The sequence below is a fragment of the Pseudoxanthomonas kaohsiungensis genome (genome assembly GCF_010211765.1).
In the GTDB taxonomy this organism is placed as follows: domain Bacteria; phylum Pseudomonadota; class Gammaproteobacteria; order Xanthomonadales; family Xanthomonadaceae; genus Pseudoxanthomonas; species Pseudoxanthomonas kaohsiungensis.
The window spans coordinates 268628-289877 of the sequence record NZ_PDWO01000001.1 but is presented as its reverse complement, the minus strand read 5'-3'; the positions used below and the strand labels follow the sequence as shown (position 1 = coordinate 289877).

The following is a 21250-nucleotide window of genomic DNA, read 5'->3' as shown; positions in this document are numbered from 1 at the left end:
GCGTCAGTGCGGCTTGACGTCCAGCAGTTCGACCTCGAACACCAGCGAGGCGTTGGGCGGGATCACCCCGCCCGCGCCGCGGCGCCCGTAGCCGTAGCCGGAAGGAATCAGGAGAGTGCGCCGGCCGCCGACCCGCATGCCGGCCACGCCGTCGTCCCAGCCACGGATGACCTGGCCGGCGCCGAGCAGGAAGGTGAACGGCTCGTTGCGGTTGCGCGAACTGTCGAACTGGGTGCCACGCCTGTCGGGGGCACTTTCGTCGTAGAGCCAGCCGGTGTAGTGCACGGTGACGTCGCTTCCGGCCGTGGCCGTCGCGCCGGTGCCGACCCGTTCGTCGATGCGCTGCAGCTCGGCGACACCGCCTCCGGGTGGGACGCTGTCCGGTCCCTCGCACGCGGCGAGCAGCAGGGTGGGAAGCAGGAGGAGCAGGGCGGCGAGGCGGCGCATCGGGGCAGGTCTGTTCGCGGGGCGGCAAGGGTAACCGATGGCGGCCCGGGCGCCGCCGGCCGCTATGATGCGCCCATGGCGAAACTGCTCTTCCACCTGCGCAACGTGCCCGACGACGAGGCCGACGACGTGCGCCAGTTGCTCACCGCGCACGGCTTCGACTGGTACGAGACCCGGCCCGGACCCTGGGGGATCTCCGGTGGCGCGCTGTGGCTGCGCGACGCCGACGCCCATGCCGACGCGCGCCGCCTGCTCGACGACTACCAGCGTCGCCGCCGCGAGCAGGCCCGCGAACGGGAGGCGCGCGAAGGCCGCCAGGGCTTCCTGGAGCTGTTGCGCGAGCGTCCGGAGTTCGTGCTGCCGCGGCTGGCGGCGATCGTGGCCCTGGTCCTGCTGGTGCTGGCCTTGCCCTGGCTGCTGCTGCGCTGACCCGACCGACGCGGCCGCTGCCTGCGTCGGTCGCGTCCTGGTCAGGTCTGCCGTGGAGCGCGGCCCTACAATGCCGCCATGCTCAACCTTGCCGCCTACCACTTCGCCCCAGTGGACGACCCCCGAGCCCTGGCCGACCGCCTGCATGAGGCCGCCAGCCTGGCCGGGCTGAAGGGCACGATCCTGGTGGCGGGCGAGGGCATCAACCTGTTCCTGGCCGGCGAGGACGCGGCCTTGCGCGGCTTCGTCGCCGCGCTGCGCGAGGACCCCCGTTTCGCCACGCTGCAGGCCAAGTACAGCCACAGCGAGCGGATGCCGTTCGCCCGGCTCAAGGCCAAGGTCAAGCCGGAGATCATCAGTTTCCGCGACGACCGCGCCACGCCGCTGGCGGCCGGCCGTCGCGCGCCGGTGGTCGATCCGCCGACCCTGGCCCGCTGGCTGGCGCAGGGCCGGCGCGACGATGCCGGCCGGCCGGTGGTGCTGCTCGACACGCGCAATGCACAGGAGGTCGAGCACGGTACCTTCGCCGGTGCGCTGACCCTGCCGATCACCCGCTTCACCGAACTGCCCGGGGCGCTGGCCCCGCACCGCGATGCGCTTCGCGGGACGACCGTGGTCAGCTTCTGCACCGGCGGCATCCGTTGCGAGAAGGCGGTGCTGTGGATGCACCAGGACGGCATGGACAACGTGGTCCAGCTGGACGGCGGGATCCTCGGCTATTTCGAGCAGGTCGGCGCCGCCGGCTACGACGGCCGCTGCTTCGTGTTCGACGACCGCGTGGCGCTGGATCCGCAACTGCAGCCGCTGGCGGACTGAGCGCCGGCCGGGCGCGGACCGGCGCGGCACCGCACCCGCGAAGTTTTTTCAGGGGAAGGCTTGCGCGTTCACAAAAGCCTGCATACAATTTCGCTCCTCAGCTCGTGGGGCCATAGCTCAGCTGGGAGAGCGCTTGCATGGCATGCAAGAGGTCGCCGGTTCGATCCCGGCTGGCTCCACCAACTCCTCGCCGCGTGCGGCAGGAGGGGCAACAGGTTCCAAGTCCCCATCGTCTAGAGGCCTAGGACATTACCCTTTCACGGTAGCGACCGGGGTTCGAATCCCCGTGGGGACGCCAAACGGCAGACGGGCCCGCAGCAATGCGGGCCCGTTTTCTTTGGTGGCATCCGTCCTTTCGGGCGGCTTGCCGACCAGGGATTTGCCGGCTACCAGGCGTCAGCGCTGCTGGCGATGCTGTTCGTCCTGCGGACGCTGCTGCTGGTTGTCGCCCTTCTTCTGCTGATCCGGATCCTGCCACTGCTGCTGCTGGCGATTCTGGTCCGGCTGGCCCGAGGTCTGGTTCTGGCGGTTCTGATCGTTCTGGTTCTTCTGGTTGCCCATGATCGTCATCTCCGATGGAGCGGTCGGGTGACCGCACGGACAGGCTAGGGCGATGCGGGTAAAACGCAGGTCGACCGTCCGCTAGCGTGGCGTGATGCGTTCATCCGCGTGCCGCATGGGCTTAAGCATTCATGCCGCCGCAGGCCGTCGTTCAGCCCGGGCCTGAACGGTGGTTCAGGCGCGTTGCTTGATCCCCAGGCTGTAGCGTCCTGCCGCACCGGCATCCTTGTGCCGGACCGTAAGCCAGTAGTAGCCGGGCTGGAGCTTGCGCACGAGCCGCGCGTTGCGGCCTCGACCCAGGTCGTCGTCCCAGGCCAGCACCGCGCCGCGGTCGCCCGGGCCGTGCAGGGTAAGCACGGTGTCGGTCGGTCCTTCGGTAGTGATGATGAAGGTCGCCGCCGCGGCGACCTCGAAGTGGAAGCTGTCCACCTCGCCGGCCAGAGCCAGGTCGGTCTCCACCCGCGCCCCGCCGATCTGCAGCTCCTGCATCGCCGGCGCGTTGCGCGGGTACTGGCGCCTCATGAACTCGATATCCGTGGCCGAGAACTCGGTATTCCAGCCGATCGCGTAGGAACCGACGGTCAGCGAGTCGGGCACCGCGTACTGCATGATCGAGGCCGGATCGAAGGCGCTGTGGTTGGTGCTGTCCTCGTCGTAGACCTGGAAGATGTTGAAGTCGACGTCGTCGCGGTCCCAGCCCTGCTGCGCGTAGTAAGCGTAGACCTTGGGGCGGTCCCAGGGGATCTTGCCCGACGCCGCCGGATTCTGGTGCTCGTGGATCATGCCGAGCGCGTGGCCGAACTCGTGGCGCACCACGCGCTGGTATTCGCGCAACGGGGTGTCCGGCTCGAGCCAGCCGTAGTTCATGGTTGCCTCCGATGCCGGTACGGTCAGCGCATCGGTGCCCACCGTCGACCAGGAGAATCCTTCCTCGGCGAAGCTGATCCGGATCTGCGCCGGGCCGCTGTCGACGAACTGCAGCTGCAGGTTCGCCAGGGCCTCCCACTCCTTGGCGATGTCGCGCACGCGCGCCTGCACCTCGGGACGGCCGTCGAGGAAGCGGACCCGCAGCGTGCGCCCGTTCTGCCACAGCTTCATGCGCTCGACCGCGGCACGGGTCCGCCCGGACCCGGCGCGCATCGGGGTGATGCGCAGGTTGTCCACGCGCTCGGCGCTGGCCGCTTCGTCGGATGCTTCGCGCGCGGTGTCGGCGTGGGTCAGGCCGGGGACATACGGCGAGCAGATCCTGCAGGTGTGGGCCATGGGGGTCCTCGATGCGGCGATGAGTGGGTGCGGCGACGCGGGAATGCGGATCAGGTGTCGTCGTTTCCCGTATCCGGTGCGACCCGGATCCAGCCTTCGCGCAGCTCGGCCGGGCTCTCGGGCAGCAGGGCGGCCTGGGTGGCCGCCAGGATCGCGTCGGTGCGCCAGGTCGCGGGCGTGTCGCGCCAGAGGAAGTTCTGGTCCTTGCCGAACACCGACACCTTGGGCAGGCGCACCTGGCCTTCGACCGCCAGGTCGGTCTCCACCAGCACCGGCCCGGTGCGCAGCGAGGGCGCGATCGCCGCCAGCCCGGGACCGACCCAGTCGCGCGCCAGTGCCAGCTGCTTGCGCGGCAGCACGCCGGAGGTCAGCGTCGCCTTGCCCGACGGATGCATCAGCAGGGTGAGGGTGACGCGCTGGCCGATATGCAGCTGCAGGGTATCGGCATCGTCGCTGCCGGCGATGTAGGGATGGGCCAGCGGTTCGTTGGCCGGCATGCCGGCCGGCGGCGGATAGAGGCCGAGCTGGCCGCGGCTGCGTCCGGACTCCGTCGCCGCCCCGGCGATGGCCTTGTCGACCAGGCGGAAACGCGAGTAGTCGTCGTCGACGAAGAAGCCGAGCACGCCGTCGTCGCTGCGGGTGACCTCGCCGATCCGCACCGGGAACGCGTAGCGCGCGGCATCGCGTTCGGCCTGCTGCCATTGCTGCGCGTGCACCGGGTCGGACAGGTCGATGTCGTCCGGCGGACGCAGTTCCAGCCGCAGCTGCGCGCGCACCACCGCGATCGGGCGTCCGACCAGCCCCGCCACATGCTCGCTGCCCAGCGAAGCGAAGCTGTCCACCGACCACAGGGTGGCGTCGATCGCGCGCAACATCGCCGACAGCGCGCTCTCGTGCGGACCATCCGGGTCCAGCGCGCTGCCCTGGCGCGCGGCGGCATCGGCGGCAACCAGCGCGACGGCCAGGTCGCCGAGCGCCTTCTGCGCCGGCGCCAGGCCGTAATGCGGCCCGGCATCGGCCGGGCCCTCGCGGCCGGCGGCGATCTCCCACATCACGCCGCCGCTGCTCGGCTCGTGCAGCAGCTCGCCCACGGGCGCACCGCTGGCATCGAACATCTCCAGGCTTTCGTCCAGGTGGTCGGGCATGAGGAAGCCGGCGACCGGATTGACCTGCAACGCCGGTTCGATCTGGTCCACGCGCGCCTCGATGCCTTCGGCAGCGGGCGGGGTGCCTGCCTCGACCAGCCGGAACAGCCAGCGGGCCGGCCGCAGCAGGCGCGGCGGCAAAGCCAGTGCGCCCGGCTCTCCATCCAGCGAAGCGCGTGCCGGCGTCCGCACGGCATCCACGGGCACCTCAAGCGTGCGACCGAACGCGTCGAGCAGTCGCGCGCGGGAGAGCTTCAGCCGCCCGGCGAGCAGGGCATGCGGGGCATCCTCGGGTACCGGGTTGGCCACGCCGGCAGGCGTGGCCGGGCGGCGCAGGCCGTCGCTCGAGCGCAATCCAAGCAACTGGTGGCGCAGGCCATCGAGCGTGGCGGTCACCACGTCCAGGCCTTCGACCGCGTCGGCCAGCGTGCGATAGCTTTCCTCCAGGGCATCGTCGACCTGTCCGGCGTGTGCCCGGTCCAGCGCCTCCTCCTTCTGCAGCCAGTCGTCGATGGCCGAATGCAGCGTCTTGGCCGCACCCGTGGTGAGGGGCGAGCGGCCGCGCACGTACGCACTGGCGCCCTCGATCGCCAGGCTGGCGTTCTCGAGGTCGACCGCGCCCAACGACCAGGCCTGCAGGCTCGGCGGATCCAGTCCGTCGATGGCGACCTCCCATTCCAGCCACAGCGGTATCCACGGCTGCGCCCAGGTGGTGACGCCGACCGGATCGGGGTCGGCGCCCTTGAACAGCGAGAAGCGGCGCATCTGGTCGGCGACCCGCTTCTGCTGCTGCCAGGCGCCGGTGCGCGCCTGCTGGCGCGCGGCCATCGCACGCGCCGGCGTGGCCCGCGCCAGCACCGGATCGAAGGCCACGGTGGCGCCGTCGTAGGTGCCGTCGCGGCCGTAGCGCAGCGCCGATTCGGCCTTGAGCCGTTTCAGCAGCGCGGTGCGCCCGGTACCTGGCGGCGCGAGTGCCGCGGCGATCCACTCGTCGTGGTACGGGTCGTGCAGCAGGGCCTCGCGCGCCAGCGCCAGCACCTCCGATGGCAGCGAGCCGTTGCCGAGCGAGGCGATGAAGCGGTCGGCGGCGATCACCCCGTCGATCGAGGCGACCACGTGGCTGGGCCAGCGGCAGGTGAGCTTGCCATCAGCCGAGAAGCGGCCGTCGCTGCCGTGGCGCAGGCTGCGTCCGGCGCCGCGCACGGCCAGCATCGGCTCGGTCGGGAACGCATGGCGCGGCGCGGGCCGGTCGACGACGCGCGCCTCGGTGGGTGCCAGGACGTCGCCGACGCGGGAGCGGGCCAGGTCGCCGATCAATGCCTCGCTGGCGATCATCAGCGAGGGGCGCGCCTGCAGGGAGAAAATAGTCTGGGCCTGCAGCATCGGGCCCTGCGCCGCCGCACCGGTTTTCTTCAGGTGCGTGGCGCTGGCCTTGGCGCGCTTGCGGCCCACCCCCAGTCCGCCGACGCCGCCGGTCTGCACGCGCTTGAGGTAGCGGTCGTTGCCCGCCGAACCTGCGGGCAGGGACGCGAACGCCGCGCCGTGTTCGTGCTCCTCCAGTTCCACCGCGCCGTCGGCCGCGCCGAGCCGGTCGACCTTCTGCGCGGTGAACGCGGTCAACAGGCGATCTGCGCTGCGCCGCTCCTCCGGGCTCGCGCTGGCGGGCACCGCGAGCGCGGCGAGCAGGTCGTCCTCCTGCAGGCCCAGGGAGACCTCCAGCGAACGACTGTCCGGACGCCGGTCCAGCGCCGCCGCGCCGCGCACCGGCACGCCGTGGATCACGCCGTGCAGCAGGCTGGAACGCAGCTGCCAGGCGGGCGCGACGAAGCGCTCGACCGCATCGTTGGCGAAAATCGAGGCGGCCACGTACGGCTGCACCGCCAGCACGTTCCTGTCCAGCGGCACGAAGGCGCTGGCGCTGGCCGCTTGCGCGGCGGCGCGTGCCCGCCCGGCGGACTTCTTCGTCGGCCGCGGCGTGTCCCGGCGCCCGGCGCTGGACAGGCCCAGCGCCTTGCGCAGGTCGTCCTGGGCCTGTTGGCGGCTGCGCTCCCCGGCCTCGTCGCCCCATTCGTAGAGCAGGCGCCAGCGCAGGCCCTCGAGCAGTTCGTGCAGGCTGGCCCTGTCGCGCGCCGCATCGAGCGGATCGCGCGCTGCATCGCTCCACCAACCGGCGACCACGTAGCTGGCGCAGTCCTCTTCCACCCCCGGGCGCGCCAGTGCGTCGGCATCGTCGAGCGGATCGTGGAAGGCAAAGCGGTTGAGCACCGCGTCGTAAACACCGGACCAGGCCACCGAGCCGCCGACGGTACCGGTCAGCGCGTCGGCGTCGATCGGCGTTCCGGCCGGCGTGGCTGCGTTGGAAGCCTGGCCGTCCTCGGTCCATTGCGCCAGCGGAACCGCGACCGCCCGATCGGCTTCCAGTACCCAGCCGGTCACCACGGGGCGATCGGCGCCGCTGGGCAGCAACAGGCGCAGCACGACCCAGCGGTCGGGCAGCGGCGGCAAGGCCAGCCGGTTGGCGCTGCCGTCACCGGCTTCCTTCAATTCGCCGCGCAGCAGCGCGTCGGGCATGGCCCAGTGCAGGTGCACGCCAGCCGGACGCGGCTGCCCGGGATCGAACGGATCGGGCATGCCGTCCTCGACGTCCTCGACGGTCGTGCCGCCGGCGCCCGCGACCAGCATCGGCAGGCGCACCATCGGCTCGCTGCTGCCGGCGGGCACGTACAGGGCCTGCACGTCCACCGGCACCAGCAGGCGCCGCTCGCGCAACAAGTACTTGTCCCAGGTGGCGATCTCGCCCAGGTCGATGGCGGCGCGGTCGGCGGCCAGGAAGCGCTTGCTGCGCAATGCCGCGATCGTGGCGGCGTTCGGGTTGGCGGCCGCGCCGGCGGGTACGGGAGCGGCGTCCTTGCGGGTCCTGCGGCTCATCACGGACCTCCGTCGAGCTTGGACAGCAGCGTGGTTTTCCAGATGTCCAGGGCGACGGTCACCTTGAACTTGTCCAGCGGATAGAACCGCTGCTGCTCCTGGTTTTCCGGATCGCCGAACACCTGCCGGTACGGGAAGCGCAGCATCTGCAGGGCGAACTCGTTGGATTCCAGGGTGCCGCCGGAGTTGGGCGCCTTCGCTGCCAGGCGCCTGCGCAGCTCGTGCAGGTTGATCACGCCCGGTGCGTTGGCCCGGAACGGAACGGCCACCGAGTTGGCGTCCACCAGCGAGGTGAGCGGTGGCACGCTGTCGCCGTTGTCGCAATCGCGCACGTGCAGGCGCGACTGGCTCGCGCCCTGGCCGTTGCGCGTGGTGCGTACGCCGAACTGCAGGCCCTGGCGCGGCTCCTCCACGTGCACCACCGCCGGCACGCCATCGAACAGGACCAGCAGCACCGACGGCGCCAGCCGTTCCATGCGCAGCACCTTCATCCGGTACGGGCTGGACTCGGCCAGGGTGGTGAGCTGGTTGTCGGGCATCGAGTCGACCGAATAGGCGCGTACGTGCAGGTTCGGCCAGCCGGAAACCAGGCGCGAGCGCATGACGAAGCCAGTAATCGCGCCGCCATCGGCCTTGAGCAGCTTCTCTTCCTTCGGGCGGCGGATGTTGCGCTCGGCTTCGTCGACCTCCTTGCGGATATGCGGATAGGCCGCTTCGAGCTGGGCGCGGTCGGCGCTGCTGATCGTGCCCACGCTCAGCGCGCCCTGGACCAGCGCATCGGTCCACGCACGGTCCAGGTGGAAGAAGCGGACCGACTCCAGCGGCAGCAGTCCGGCGTCCGGCACCAGGTAGCTGAAGGGCACGCCATGCAGCAGCCGCAGGCGGCCGAGGAAGCGACGCAGTTCGCCGGGAACGACATGGGTGCCGTCGTCCGGGTCGTGGTCGGTGACCAGGTCGGCGTACTGGGTGGCCTTGGTCGCGGCCTTGAGCGCCACGTTCGCGGTGATGGCGAATTTCATGGCGCGTCCTCCATGTCGTCGTCGTCGGCGGGTTCGCTGGCCAGCGTGTCGAGCAGTTCGTCCAGTGCGTCGCGCCCGTGCGCGGCCGCGGCCGCCGCGCGTCCGCGGGCGGACCCGCGCAGGATCGCCTTCTTCGGCACGGCCACCTCGAGCGTGCGTTGCAGTTCGCCACGCAGCGCGGCCTGCAACGCCGGCAGCACGATCTTGTCCGATGGCGCCCGGCCGGGGCTGGCCAGCGGCGCCGCGGTGGCGTCCAGTGCGGCCAGCACGCCGACGCTGTCGGCCTGCTTGCGCAGGGCCGCGAGGTCCAGCCCGAGGCCTTCGGCGATGACGGCGTCGAGGTCGCCCGATACGCGCAATGGCCGACCCGGATCGGCGACCGGACGGCGCGTGCCGAACGTGGCCACGGTGTCGCGCGCGAATCCCTCGATCGCGTGCAGGGCGACCAGGCGCCCCAGGTCCACGCGCGTCCCGGCCAGCACCGGCAGGTCGAAGTCGACCAGCTCGGCCAGCAGTTCGCGCACGCGACCGGCGCCGAACTGCTCGCCTCGGAAGCGCAGCAAGGCCGATACCACCGACAGCTGCGACAGGGCCATCAGCCGGCCGATCTCGAATGCCGAGGCCAGGCCCAGGTCTTCGCGCCCGTCGGGAATCACCCGGCGCAGCTGGTCGGCCGAATGCGCCAGCGGCGCGGCGCCGGGGGCGGCCTCGCCGTTGCGCGCAGTGGGGAAGGGCACGCACGGGCCGCGATACCAGGCGCGCACCGGATCGCCGCGACGGGTGCGGTGGTCCAGGCCGATGTGGCCGGTCTGCACCAGTTCGGGTGTCGATGCCGTTTCGGGCTGCTGCTCGGGCAGGGTGCCGAGCAGGCCCACGTCCAGGTCCTGCATCAAGGTTTCGAAGCTGACGTCGCCAGCGGTGGTGAACGACCAGTGCGCCAGCACCGGAAAGCGCAACACCTTCTCCCGCGCATACAGCTCGATCGGCAGGCGGAAGCCCCTGGCCATGGTGTCGCGGACCAGCAGCCTGGCGTCGGGGTCGCTGGCCGCGGCGGCCACCTGGGCGGTGACCGGCGACCATTGCCGGGTTACCGGCACTTCCTTCATCGCGGCCGCGCCATCCAGCGCGGCGCCCATCGCCGAGGCGTGGACCTTGGGTGGATTGGCCGCGGCGGCGATGGGCACCTCGCGCGAGTCGCGGTGCACCGGCTGCGGCAGCGGCAGGCCGCCGAGGACGCGCAGGTCCGGACTCTGCGCCTGCAGCTTGCCCAGCACCGACCAGTCCTGGGCCAGCTCGAACACGAAGCTGTCGGCGATGGCCTGCGGCGGCGGCAATGCATCCAGCTGGCCTTCCAGGTTGACCAGGCACGCCATGTAGCGCACCGCCTTGCCGTTGGCGTGGTCGAACACCGGCAGCCGGTTGGCCAGCACGACCGCCAGCCAGCCATCGTCGTCGCGGTTGGCCAGTTCGGTGTCGTTGACGTCCACCTCGCGCACGTGGGCCAGCAGCGGCAGGTCTTCGCGGGTCGGAAAGATCTTTCGCACGACCGTTTCGGTCACCGCCAGGTACAGACCCTGTTCGACGTCGCGATCCTCGGGGTGGAACAGCGTCGTGCCCGGCGTGACGCACTCGCCGACCGCAGTGGCGGTGGACAGCTCGGCTTCGCCCTCGGCCACCACCACCAGCGCCAGCCAGGGCGTATCCGATGGATCCAGACCGCCGGCCGGATTGCGCTCCCACGGCAAGGTGCGTCGCTTGAGCACGACCTGCGGCAGACGTTCGCCGAACGCGCCCTCGGCATTGGCCGGCGGGAAGCTGGACAGGATCTGGTCGGTGGGCATCGTGTAGCGCGGCGAGGACACCTGGATGTGGGTGACCTCCGGTTCCACGTCGAACGGCGTGCCGTCCTGCCGCGTCCGCAACTGGTAGCGACCGGCGGTGAGCCGTGGCATCACGTTCGAGTGCAGGATGAAATGGCCTGTCTGCGGGGGCATCAGCGTCGCGCTCCATTCTTGGCTGTCTTGCGGGGCCGATTGGCCGCGGGCTTGCGCGCGGCCTTGCCGGTCGCCGATGCGACCTCGATATCCAGCGGACGACCGGACTGGGCGCGGGCGGCGATGCGCGCCTGGCGGCTGCGCACCGGTCCACGCCACGCCAGCCGGCTGCTCGTGTCGGTGCCGGCCACCGGCGTTGCCGCGAACGGGGCGACCACCGCATCCAGTCCGCGCGCACCGATGCTGGCCACCGCAGAACGTGCATCGATGCCGGTGGATGCCATCACTCCGACCAGCGACCAGTCGTCGTCGCTGGCGATGGTGACGACCACCGGCCTGTCGCCGTCGGCGACGATGTCGTAGGCCAGCACGCTGCGGTTGTCCATGACCAGCAGCACCGGCGGCCGGTCGCCGGTGGCATCGCGCGCTCGCACCGCGCCGTCCAGGCCCAGCAGCAGTTGCCGCGCCGCGGACGGGTCGCCGGCCAACGCCGGATCGTCGAGCACCACCAGCACCATGCGCACCGGATCGACGAACGTGGTGGCCACCGTGCCGGTCCCGCGGGCCAGCTCGGCACCGCCGACCCAGCCGGCGTGCTGGCGTTCGCGATGCAACGCCAGGCGCTGTCCGCGCGCGCGGACGACGCAGCCCGGGCCAATGGCGGTGGACCAGCCGGCGTAAGGCAGTTGCATGCCGGCATGCCAACCCGACAGCCCGTGCGCGGCAACGGTGTCGACCTCGGGTGTTCCCAGGCCGATCGCGACGATCCGCTCGGTGCCCACCGGCACTTCCAGCGTCGCCGACGCCTGGCCGCCGCCGACCCGTGCATCGGCCAGCCAGCGTCCGCCGTGCGCGAGCAGGACCACGCGTGCAGGCATGCCACTGACCGCCAGGTGCGGTCGCGGCCCGGAGCCGGCGACGTCGGCGCGTGCATTGGGCAGCTGCAGGACCACGGTCTGGCCGGCGGCCAGCGATGCGCCGGCAGGCGCAGTGGCACGGCGGCTGCGCGTGGCCGGTGCTGCCGCGGCCATGGCAGTGGCGAATCCCTCCAGCGCCGCCTGCTGCGCCGAGCCATGCCGGGCCACACTGGCCGTGGCCGCATGCGCGATCGCGGTAGGCGGCAATGCATTGGACGCCAGCACCGTGCCGCCGCGCAGCGATTGTGCAGGCGTGTCGATCACGGTCAGGCGCGCGGCGATCGACCGGCTGCGTCCGGCATCGACCGCGGCCAGCGTCGGCGGTGCGATCCGCCAGCCCTTGGCCGAGCCCTTGACCGTCGTGCGTGCCTTCGGCGCGACCGTCAGCCCGACGGTCGCGCCATCGAGCAGGCCGACCACGACCGGCGCATCGATGAAGTGGTCATGGTCGGCCACCGCGGGCGGGTTGGCGGCATCGGGCACGACCGTGGACTGGGCAATCTCCAGCCCTTCGGTCAACGCACCCACGCGCGGCGGGGACTGGCGTTCGCCGCGCAACGCGGCCAGTGCCGTGGGCGTGGCACTGCGCGACAGGTACTGGCGTGCGATGGCGAACGCGGCGGCAGTGTCGGCCGGCTGCTGCACCAGCGCGGCGACCGACTGCGCCGCGGCCAGCTGGGCCTGGATCGCATTGGGCCTGCGGCTGAACGGAAGTGGCTTGCGCTTGCCGATCTCCACCTGGTGGTAGGCGATCTGCGGGCCGCCGCCGGAGGGCAGGGCCTTGCACACCAGCTCCAGCTCGTTGAGCGCCCTGACCATCTCGCCCTTGGGCACCTTGCGCGCATTGGGATCCTGTTCCGGCCCCCATACGCCCAGTGGGAAGCTTCCGTGGGGGCGTGCCTTGTCGTCGAACGGGAAGCTGCGGTCGGCGCCGTCCGCGCGCCATGCCAAGGCGATGGTGGAGGTGGCCATGGCCGCGCCCATCGGCGCCACGCCCAGCCCGGCACTGGGCGGGTGCGGGGTCGACGCCTGCTGCCCGGGCTGCGGCAGGGTGCGCGCGACGCCGGTGGCCGGCACCGTGGTGGTGAAGGTCATCGAGAACTCATTGACCACCACGAACGGCCGCGACGCGGAGCCGTCCGGGGTGGAGTCTTCGCCGCGCGCAGGCAGCGCGCCGGTGTTGACCATCACCGCGTGCGGGCGCGCCTTGCCGTTGTCGGCCGCTTCCAGGTACTTGGCGACGAACGCTTCGGACCCCAGCACGTTGCGGTCGGCCTTCTCGCTGCCGCCGAACCTCACGGTCAGTTCGATTGGCCCGACCTCGAAGGTCGCGCTGCCGCGGAAGTCCGGGCCCAGCACGTGGATGCGCGCACCGATGTTGATCGAGAAGGTGATCTCGCCGAACAGCCAGGTGTCGATGGTCACGCCCGCGGCGATCCGCGCATAGGCGCTGACGTCGTAATGGAACGGATCGAAGAACACGATGCCGTGCGCGCCGAACTTCACCTCCGCCCACGCCGGGCCGAAGCGCGCTGAGACCTCGAAGTCGCCGCCGGCCATCAGCGCCTCGGAGGTCAGCGCGAAGTAGGTGCCGGCCTTGATGACGATGTTGCTGCCGATGCTCCAGCGCAGGCCCAGGCGCGGCACCACCGGGTAGCCGTCGCGGTGGAAATCAGGGTGGTAGCCGCCCAGGGTCAGCACGAACTCGCCGGCGCGCTGTCCCTTGAACCAGATCACGTAGGCGAAGCCGCCGGTGATCTTGACGTCCTCGTACAGCAGCCAGGAGTTGTCGGTGAGCTGGCCCTGCACCCATAGCACGCCCTCGCTGCTGGAGAACCGCACCAGCAGCGCCAGCTCGATCGACACCAGCGCCGCCTGCGGCCGCGGCAGCGCCATGCGCGCCAGGCCGAGCAGGTTGATGTCCAGGCCGTCGCCGATCTGCACGCCGACCACGGCGATGCCGTCCACCAGCGCGAAGCTGTTGAACGACATGCCCGCCGCGAACCAGAACGTGCCGCGCTGCATCGGGAAGTAGGACCCGAGCTGGCGCAGCTGGGTCATCGGATCGGCGGGGGAGGCGGCGATGTCCAGCGCCTGGATCAGCGGGTAGTCGCCGAACCTGGCCAGGTCCGAGGGCAGGCGCAGCTGGCGGTTGATGCCGAAGCCGCCGCCGATGCCGGTGAGGAAGAAGGCCGGCGGGCCACCGATGGGCCCGTTGACCGCGCCGATGGCGAAGAAGGCGGTGAACTTCTGCCCATCCTGTTCGCCTTCGCCGTAGCCGCCATAGACCGTCAGTCCGTAGACGGCGAAGCGGCCCAGCAGCATGCCCAGGTACTCGACGCCTTGGGGAGTGGCCTGCTTGAGCAGGCCGCCGGCGAGGGAGACGCCGCCGATGTCGGCCGAGACGGCCAGCCCGGCCAGGTCCACCTGCCAGCTGCCCGGGTTGAAGAAGTCGTCGTTGCCGGCCAGGTAGGTGATCTGCAGGTCGTCGACCGCGCAGGTCAGGCCGAACATCGACACCGACCCGTCCATCAGCAGCGAGATCCGTTCCAGCCGGCCCTGCAGCGAGGTCGCGCCGAATCCGACCTGCTCCAGGTACAACGGGCCGAAGCCGCGGCGGATGCCGATCCACCACGGACCCGCCCCGTCGCCGGCCGACAGCGACACGTTGACCGCACCGCCGTCGTGCGCCTGGATCGCCAGCGCCGGCGAGAACGCCGGTTTCGGCGGCGTCGGCCCGGTGTCGCGCATGATCCCGGCCGCGATGCCGTTGCCGCCCTGCGCGCCGGAGGCGGCAACCGCCAGCTCCGAGAACTGCAGCTGCAGGCCCCAGTCCGCCGGTGTGTCCCCATCGACATTGGCGAACACGTGCAGCGCCACCGAGCCGATGCCGATGCCCGCATCCAGCAGCGGCGCGCCGGAGCGGCCCACGCGCAGGCCGACGCCGCGCACTGCCAGCGAAGGCTTGAACGCCAGCGGACTGGTCTTCACCAGGCCCACGAACAACCCGCCATCGTCGCCGCCGGCGCTGGACGTGATCCAGTCGGCGTCGGTTTCCAGCCACAGGCAGACATCGCCCTCGACCAGGGCGAAGCGGTCGGCGATGCCGACCTGCAGTCCGATCCGGCCGCCGTCGCGGGCGATGCCGAGGGTCAGGCCCTCGATCGTGACCTCGAACTGCGCGTCGGCGATGTTCCCGAACAGCACCTGCACGCGTTCGAGCAACGTGTCCGGGTCGAACACCCCGTCGATCAGCTGGTCCGGATCGGCGGCATCCAGCAACACGCCCTTGAGCAACGCGCGCACGTCCGCGCCGCTCGTCGTGCCGAACGGCGTGTCAAGCAGGTCCTGCACCGGCTGCTGCTGCATCGCCATCGCGGCGACCACGTCGGCGACGACATCGACGACGCGCAAGGCCACCTGCGCCGGGTCGGCCGTGGCGATCGCCTCGGCGAGCAGGCCATCGCTGGCGACGATGTCGAACCCGCCGCCATCCAGGCGCCAGCGTGCGGCGAAATGCCGGGTGTCGTCGGCCGACAGCCCGACCATCACCCGGCGCCCGCCGACCGGCGCGGTGCCGACCGCCAGGCTGGCGAACGGGCGCAGCAGCACGCCGCCGGCGTCGATCCGCGCCGGACCGATCGCCACGGCCAGTTCGTCCAGGCCGGCCGCGCTGACCGCCAACGCCAGGCCCAGGGTTTCGATGCCCGGCACGGCGATGGCGGGCGCGCCGATGCGCACCCGGCCTTCGGCCGGGCGCCAGGCCAGCGTCACGCCGGCGACGGTCACGTCCAGCTGGGTCGGTACCGCGGTGGCCTGCACCGCGGCGGGCAGGAAGTCATCGAGCAGCGGCCCGATCGCCTGCAGCGCGCTGCCGGTGAGGGTCGGGATCGCACCGGCCAGCGCGGCGGCCGGATCGGCGGCCCACGCGCGCAGCGCCTGCGCGTCGAACCGGGATGGCGTGCCACGGCGCAGCGCCAGCGCATCGCCGACGGTACGCACGAGATTGCCGGGCGTGCCGGACAGCCCGGCCAGTTCATCGAGCAGGTGCGGCAGGGCCGCCTCGGCAACGCTGGACAGCGCCCCCAATCCGGCGAACGGCACCAGCGGGATGTCCGCACCGCTTTCCGGCCGCAGCAGCACGCGCAGGTCGCCACCCTCGAGCGCGATGGCCAGCGACTGGCGGCCGCCGACCGCACCGGCCAGTCCCAGGCGCGTTTCAAGCCCGATCCGCGGCGCGCCGGATGGCGCAATCGCCAGGGTCGCGCCGATGCCGCAGGCCAGGCGACCGCTAATGGCAGGCGCGGCAGCCCAGCTCGAGGAATCCACGTCCAGGGCCAGGCGCGCGCCGCCGCCATCGACCGCTACCGACAGGGCCACGCCGGGCGCGAGCGCCAGCGGCTGGCCGTCGCTGCCGGGCAAGCCCAGCATTGGCCGCAACGAATCGAACAACGCCTGGATGCGCACCGGATCGGCGGCCAGCGCGCCGCTGCTCTGCAGCCAGGCGACCGGATCGGCGAACATCCCGGCCAGCGGCCGCAGGGCGCGCTGCGCATCGCCGGCCGCACCATCGAGCATGCCCAGCGTATCGAGCACGCCGTCGAGCAGCGGCCGCACCGCGTCGTCGGCCCGGCGCATGGTTTCCACCGCCGCCTGCGCGGCGAGGCCTGGCGCCGCGCGCGCGGCCATCCGCGCCAGCGCCTGCGGGTCCGGCGCCGGCCACAGTTCGACGATCTCTTCGCTGCCGCCGGGCAACTGCCAGTCCAGTGCGATACGCAGCGGCGCCAGGTCCAGGCGCAGCTGCAGACCGCCGACCATCGGCAAGGCCGCATTGCCCAGGCTCGCATGACCGGCGATGCCATCGGGGCCGGCGGACAGGTCCAGCTCCCAGTCGAATCGGCCATGGCCTTCGCCTTCGACATAGGCACGGCGTGCGGGCAGGTCGATGCCGATGCCGCGCTGGCCCAGCAACGAGGCCACGGCGATGGCCAGTTCCACGCCTTCGCTGGCCAGGCGCTGGCGCAGCAGGCCCAGCGGGTCGTGGACGAACTGGTCCAGCGCGTCGCCGACCAGGCTGCCGGCGGCATCGAGGATGCCGAGCGCCCTGAGTACCTGCGACAACGCCAGCGAAGCCTGGCTGGCCAGGTCCTGGGTCAGGCGCTGCATGGCCGCCGACAGCAGCACGCGTGCCTCGGGCAGGATCGCGGCGACCGCATCGGCCGTGCCGGTCACCCTGCCCAGGGTGAGCGCTTCCCAGGCCTGGCCGTAGATGCGCGCGTCGTGCAGGACCACGCGCGAAACCGCCTGCGCATCGCCCACCAGCGGCACGGTCAAGGCCACCGAAACCGCACGCAGTTCGATGTCGTGCGCGCCGACGATCCAGCCGGTCGCGTCCTCGATCCGCAGGCGCACGTGCAGGGCGCGGGCCAGTTCCGGCAACCCCTCCAGGTCGCAGGCGGCCAGTTCGAGCTCGGCGCTGCCGCTGATGCGCAGCGTGCCGGCGGTGTTCACCGGCAGCGGCCAGCGCAGGCCGGCGCGGATGCCAGCGGCCGCGGCTGGCGCCGATGCGGTGCGCACACCCAGTGCGGCCGAAACGATCGTGGTGAGCGCACGGGTCACGTCCGCCTCGGACAGCACGCCGAAGATCGCCGCCACGCGCAGGCCGGCACGGGGATCGGGCAAGGGGTCGGCCGGCAGGCGCAGGTCGATCCCCGGATCGGCCTGCGTGGCCAGCTCCATCAGCGATTGCACCAGGCCGCGACCAAGCTTGAGGTCCGCCGAATCGGCGCTGTCAGGCGCGGGCAGCAGCCGCTGCAGCAGCCGCAGCGCATCGGCGGTGGGCTGGATCGACAGGGCGGTGAGCGACACCGGCGAAAGCGGCGTGCCGAGTGTTACTACATCGGTGACATGCGCGCACGCCGGGTCCTGCGCGGCCAGGCGCGCGGCATGGCCGGCGCCGGCCACGGCGACTAGTGCGACCTGGTTGTCGACCCCATCCAGCTCAAGCAGCCAGCGCTGCAGGCGCCGCGCCTGTTCGGGCGTGCCGTCGCTGCTGGCATTGCTCCCGCGGCAATCGGCGCGCGTGCCCAGGGCCACGAACCACTCACCGGTGGCCGCGGCCGGCAGCGCGAACATCGACGCATCCAGGCCCGCACCGCACAGGTCGATGCGGCGGCCGGCCGGCGCGTCGGGCCAGGCGTCGCTGCCGATCGCCACGTGCACGACGGTGGTCAGCGTCCGGCCCAGCAACGTCGGCAGGTCGATGCGCCCGTGCAGCTGCACCGACGACAGCGGCGCGGTATGCAGGCTCACGCCCGGCGGCGCGGTCGCCGGCATCACGATGCGTCCGTCGCCGCCGGCCCAGCGCTGCACCAGCGCGGTCAGCCCGCCTTCGACATCGCGGCCCTGCAGCAGTGCCTGCAGGTCGGCCGACAGGACCGAGCGGGCGAGCAGGGCGGCATGCAATGCCGCAGCCGACAGCCCGTCGTCTCCGGCTTGCCACCCATCGAGCAGCTCGTCGAGCGCCGGCACCACCGGCGGCATGCCGTCGGGCGCGAACCACAGCGCCAGCTCGGGCAAGGCATCGTCCAGCGCGATCCGGTACGGATCGTCCGGGCGTCCGATGCCCTGCAACGCGCCGGGCAGCGAGGGCGTGCCGGCGAACAGGTCCGCGGCCACGGCCAGTGCGCGCTCGCGCAGGTCGCCGGTCAGCAGCGACGGCAGCCAGGTGCGCAACGTGGCGGCCGGATCGTCGACAAGGTCGGCCAGGCGCAGCCGATGCGATGCCGGCGAGTCCGGCGGCGCATCCCAGCCCAGTACCGCGGCCAGTTCGGCGGGGAACCCGCCGGCCAGTCGTCCGATCTGGCCGGCGAGGGCTTCCACGCCATCCCAGTCGGCCGGCGTCAGATCGACGCTGCCATCGGCGGCGATCGCCGGCAGCTTGATCGGCCAGTGGCTGGCACTGCGATGCAACGCCAGTTCGGGCGCGTCGGCGGTCACCGACAGGCCAGCCGCAGGCGACCAGCCCACGCGTAAGCCGACATGGCCGGCTTCCAGCGCCAGGCCGTCGGCCAAGGTCAGTCGTGCCAGCGGCGATCCTCCGTGCGAACGCGTCGCCAGCAGCGCGTCGACCTGCCCGAGCAGTTCGATGCCGCGCGCCGCCAGGTCGATGCGGGCCAGGCGCGCGGCGATGCGCGATTCCACCGTCGAGACCGGACCGAGCGAGGCCACGCGCGTTTCCACGCCCAGGTCGACGAACAGGACATCGCCATCGCGCCACAGCTCCAGTTGCAGCGGCCCGGCCAACGCCAGCCGCCAGGGCTGCGCGCGCGTGCCTGCACCGGTCACCGGCAGCGCGTCCTGCGCGGCATCGGCAACGGCACGGCGCAGGTCTTCGAGCACGCTGGTCGCTGCCGCGGGCACCGCCAGCAGCGAACGCCAGTAGTCGGCGACGGCGGCGAGCGGATCGCTCAGAAGTTGCTGCGCACTGATCGCGCCCACGCCCGCCGGCGGCGCCAGTCCGGTCAGGCGACGCACCAGCGCCAGCGCATCGCCGAGGCCTTCGAATATCTCTTCGGCGATCTCGTCCAGCGCGTCGGCGGCGATCTGCCCGGCCGCGCCCATGACCGCGTCGGGCGTGCCCAGGTCCAGGGTGCCGTAGGAGGTGCCGCGCAGCACCACGCCATCGGCGGCCAGCACGAAGGTCAGCCGGCGCGAGGTATCCAGGGCGAAACCCAGGCGCAGCGTTTCCGCGCGGGCTTCGGGGGTGTCCAGCAGCGGGCTGGCGGCCGTGCCTGCCGCCGCCCACAGTCCCAGCGAGGGCAGGGCGAGGGCCTGGCCGCTGACCAGGTCCACCCGCATCAGGTCCGCGCGCGCTTCCACCCGCGCCGTGCCGTCGCCCAGCAACACCGACAGCGCCGGGGTCAGGCAAGGGTTGCCGGTCGGGCCATTGTCCACGCGCAACGCCAGTTCCAGTTGTGCCGCACCGCCCAGGTCGAAGCGGGCGGCACCGCCGGACACGCTACCGCCGAGCAGCGAAGCCAGGTGGCCAAGCCAGTCGGTGCGCGCCGCGGCATCGAGCAGGATCCCACGCACCCAGTCGGCGATGGCCAGGGCGCCGCGCGCCGGCAGCGCGGTGATCGGAAAGTCCGGCACCTGGTCGCCGTCGGACAGGCCCAGCAGCCCGGCCAGCGCGGACAGCTCGGCCGAGGCACCCGCCGCATCGGCCTGCGCCTTGACCAGCGACAGGACCAGGTCGAGCAGGGCGTCATCCAGTTCGTCGGCGCCGTTGGCCGACACATGCACATCGCGCGGCGCAGGCGCGCCGGGCAGTTGCAGGCCTTCCAGCAACAGTCCGAACACCGGGCCGGCCGGATCGGAGGGCGAGGTCGGCAGTTCGATTTCCAGGCCGATGCCGCCCAGCCGCGCCTGCCCGGGCACCGGAGCCGCATCGTCGAGGGTGATCGTGCTGCCCAGGCGGATCCGACCGCCGACCGAGCCCAGCAGCAGCGGCTCGACCGTCGGTCCGCCTTGCTTCTGCGCGCGGAACAGCGGGATGGCCACCGTGGTGGCCGAGCTCGGCCCGGTGGTCGAACAGCGCAGGCCGAGGCCGATATGCAGGCCTTCGGCAGGCCGGTCGTCCACGGTAATGGCAACCTGCAGTGGCGGGTCGTCGAGTTCGAGCAGCGGCAGCCAGGTGACGCCGTTGTCGGTGCTGCGCTCGTCGCCGCCCATCGCCTCGTCGATGAACGCCATCAGCGCTTCGCGTTGCGCCGGGTTGGCCAGCATCGACTTGAGGGATTGTTCGGGATTGGCGAACCAGTCCTGGTTCGGATCGCCGTCCGCATCGAACAGGCCCAGTGCCTTGCCCAGCTGGCCCAGTACGCCGAAATCGTCGGTGCCCAGGCTCATGGCTTCACCGCCGGGCTCTTCGAGGTGCTGGACTTGAGCGTGCTCGAACCGGAGAAGCGGAACCGGGCCATCGGCACGATCTCGATGCCCTGCCTGCGCGCCGACAGCTCCACCGGCACCAGCAGGTTGCCGCGCTGGTCCTTGCCCACCGCGGCGGCCATGCCGCCGACCAGTTCCAGCAGGCAGTTCCAGGCGAAGGCGACCAGCGCCTCGCTCCAGGCCGCCACCACCGGCTCCGGTCCGCTGGGACGGCCGGCGGTGGCCGCATACAGCCCGGCCGGTGCATTGGGTGAGCCGACCGCGAACAGCACGCCGACGTTGGCCTTGCCGACCTGGTCGCAGCGCACCGGCAGGGTGACCAGCAAGGTGCCATCGCCCGCCTGCACGCTGACCGCGGCGAAGTTCACCGCCAGTTCGCTGTCGCCCTGGACCCAGACCACCTCGGTGCGCTTGGTGGCGCGGAAGAATCCGGCGGCGCGCCGCGCGGCAACGCGCAACAGCGGGTCCAGTCGTGCGGCGGCGATGAACACGCCGGGAAACACGTCGCCCTCGGCCGTCCTAGTGCGCGTGGCGGCCTGGGGCAGGCGGCTGGCCTGGCGCTCGGCACGGATGAAGTCAGCGAACTCGGGAGCGACGGTCTCGGTCATCCGCGGAGCCCTCCAGTGGCAAGCGGGCAGACAGGCAGACGTGCGGCGCATGGCGTCGCAGGTCTTGCAGCAGGGGGAGCAAACGACAGTTGCCCTCTGTCCAACGCAGGGTCGCCGGGCGTCCGGCCAACGGCCGCATAACCATTCATTCCGGTGCTTTTGCGTCGCGCGAAC

Annotated in this window: 10 protein-coding genes and 2 tRNA genes; 4 read left to right on the top strand and 8 right to left on the bottom strand. The window is 71.9% G+C overall.

Annotated features, from left to right (window positions below; genetic code table 11):
* Positions 1-3 precede the first annotated feature (3 nt).
* Positions 4-447: an FKBP-type peptidyl-prolyl cis-trans isomerase gene (locus CSC66_RS01335; protein WP_162375486.1), complete on the bottom strand. Its 444-nt coding sequence runs from the start codon at positions 445-447 to the stop codon at positions 4-6.
* 75 nt (positions 448-522) lie between these two features.
* On the opposite strand from CSC66_RS01335, the gene CSC66_RS01330 reads away from it, so the two are divergent.
* The 4 genes from CSC66_RS01330 (at position 523) to CSC66_RS01315 (ending at position 1990) form a co-directional block, all read left to right on the top strand.
* Positions 523-876 (top strand): DUF6164 family protein, encoded by a 354-nt coding sequence (locus CSC66_RS01330; RefSeq protein WP_162375484.1) that lies wholly within the window; start codon positions 523-525, stop codon positions 874-876.
* Between the two features lie 78 nt (positions 877-954).
* On the top strand, positions 955-1692 hold the full coding sequence (locus tag CSC66_RS01325) for a sulfurtransferase (protein WP_162375482.1): 738 nt from the start codon (positions 955-957) through the stop codon (positions 1690-1692).
* Positions 1693-1798: 106 nt separating this feature from the next.
* Positions 1799-1874 (top strand) — tRNA-Ala (locus tag CSC66_RS01320).
* Between the two features lie 40 nt (positions 1875-1914).
* Positions 1915-1990: transfer RNA gene (locus tag CSC66_RS01315), tRNA-Glu, on the top strand.
* Between the two features lie 98 nt (positions 1991-2088).
* Here CSC66_RS01315 and CSC66_RS17425 read toward each other — a convergent pair.
* The 7 genes from CSC66_RS17425 to CSC66_RS01285 form a co-directional block, all read right to left on the bottom strand.
* Positions 2089-2253, bottom strand: a complete 165-nt coding sequence (locus tag CSC66_RS17425; RefSeq protein WP_202935570.1) for a hypothetical protein — start codon at positions 2251-2253, stop codon at positions 2089-2091.
* A 174-nt stretch (positions 2254-2427) separates the two neighbouring features.
* Positions 2428-3516 carry a M12 family metallopeptidase gene (locus CSC66_RS01310; RefSeq protein WP_202935569.1) on the bottom strand — a complete coding sequence of 363 codons (1089 nt, stop codon included), beginning with the start codon at positions 3514-3516 and terminating at the stop codon, positions 2428-2430.
* Between the two features lie 50 nt (positions 3517-3566).
* Positions 3567-7589 carry a hypothetical protein gene (locus CSC66_RS01305; RefSeq protein WP_162375480.1) on the bottom strand — a complete coding sequence of 1341 codons (4023 nt, stop codon included), beginning with the start codon at positions 7587-7589 and terminating at the stop codon, positions 3567-3569.
* Positions 7589-8608, bottom strand: coding sequence for a hypothetical protein (locus CSC66_RS01300; protein ID WP_162375478.1), 1020 nt, complete (start codon positions 8606-8608; stop codon positions 7589-7591). Before CSC66_RS01300 ends, CSC66_RS01305 begins: the two co-directional genes overlap by 1 nt.
* The gene (locus tag CSC66_RS01295) at positions 8605-10602 is read right to left on the bottom strand and encodes a hypothetical protein (RefSeq protein WP_162375476.1); all 1998 of its coding nucleotides are present in this window, start codon (positions 10600-10602) and stop codon (positions 8605-8607) included. Before CSC66_RS01295 ends, CSC66_RS01300 begins: the two co-directional genes overlap by 4 nt.
* The gene (locus CSC66_RS01290) at positions 10602-20429 is read right to left on the bottom strand and encodes a DUF6603 domain-containing protein (RefSeq protein ID WP_162375474.1); all 9828 of its coding nucleotides are present in this window, start codon (positions 20427-20429) and stop codon (positions 10602-10604) included. Before CSC66_RS01290 ends, CSC66_RS01295 begins: the two co-directional genes overlap by 1 nt.
* Positions 20426-21076 (bottom strand): hypothetical protein, encoded by a 651-nt coding sequence (locus CSC66_RS01285; RefSeq protein ID WP_162375473.1) that lies wholly within the window; start codon positions 21074-21076, stop codon positions 20426-20428. The genes CSC66_RS01290 and CSC66_RS01285 overlap by 4 nt, the downstream gene beginning before the upstream one ends.
* Between the last annotated feature and the right edge of the window lie 174 nt (positions 21077-21250).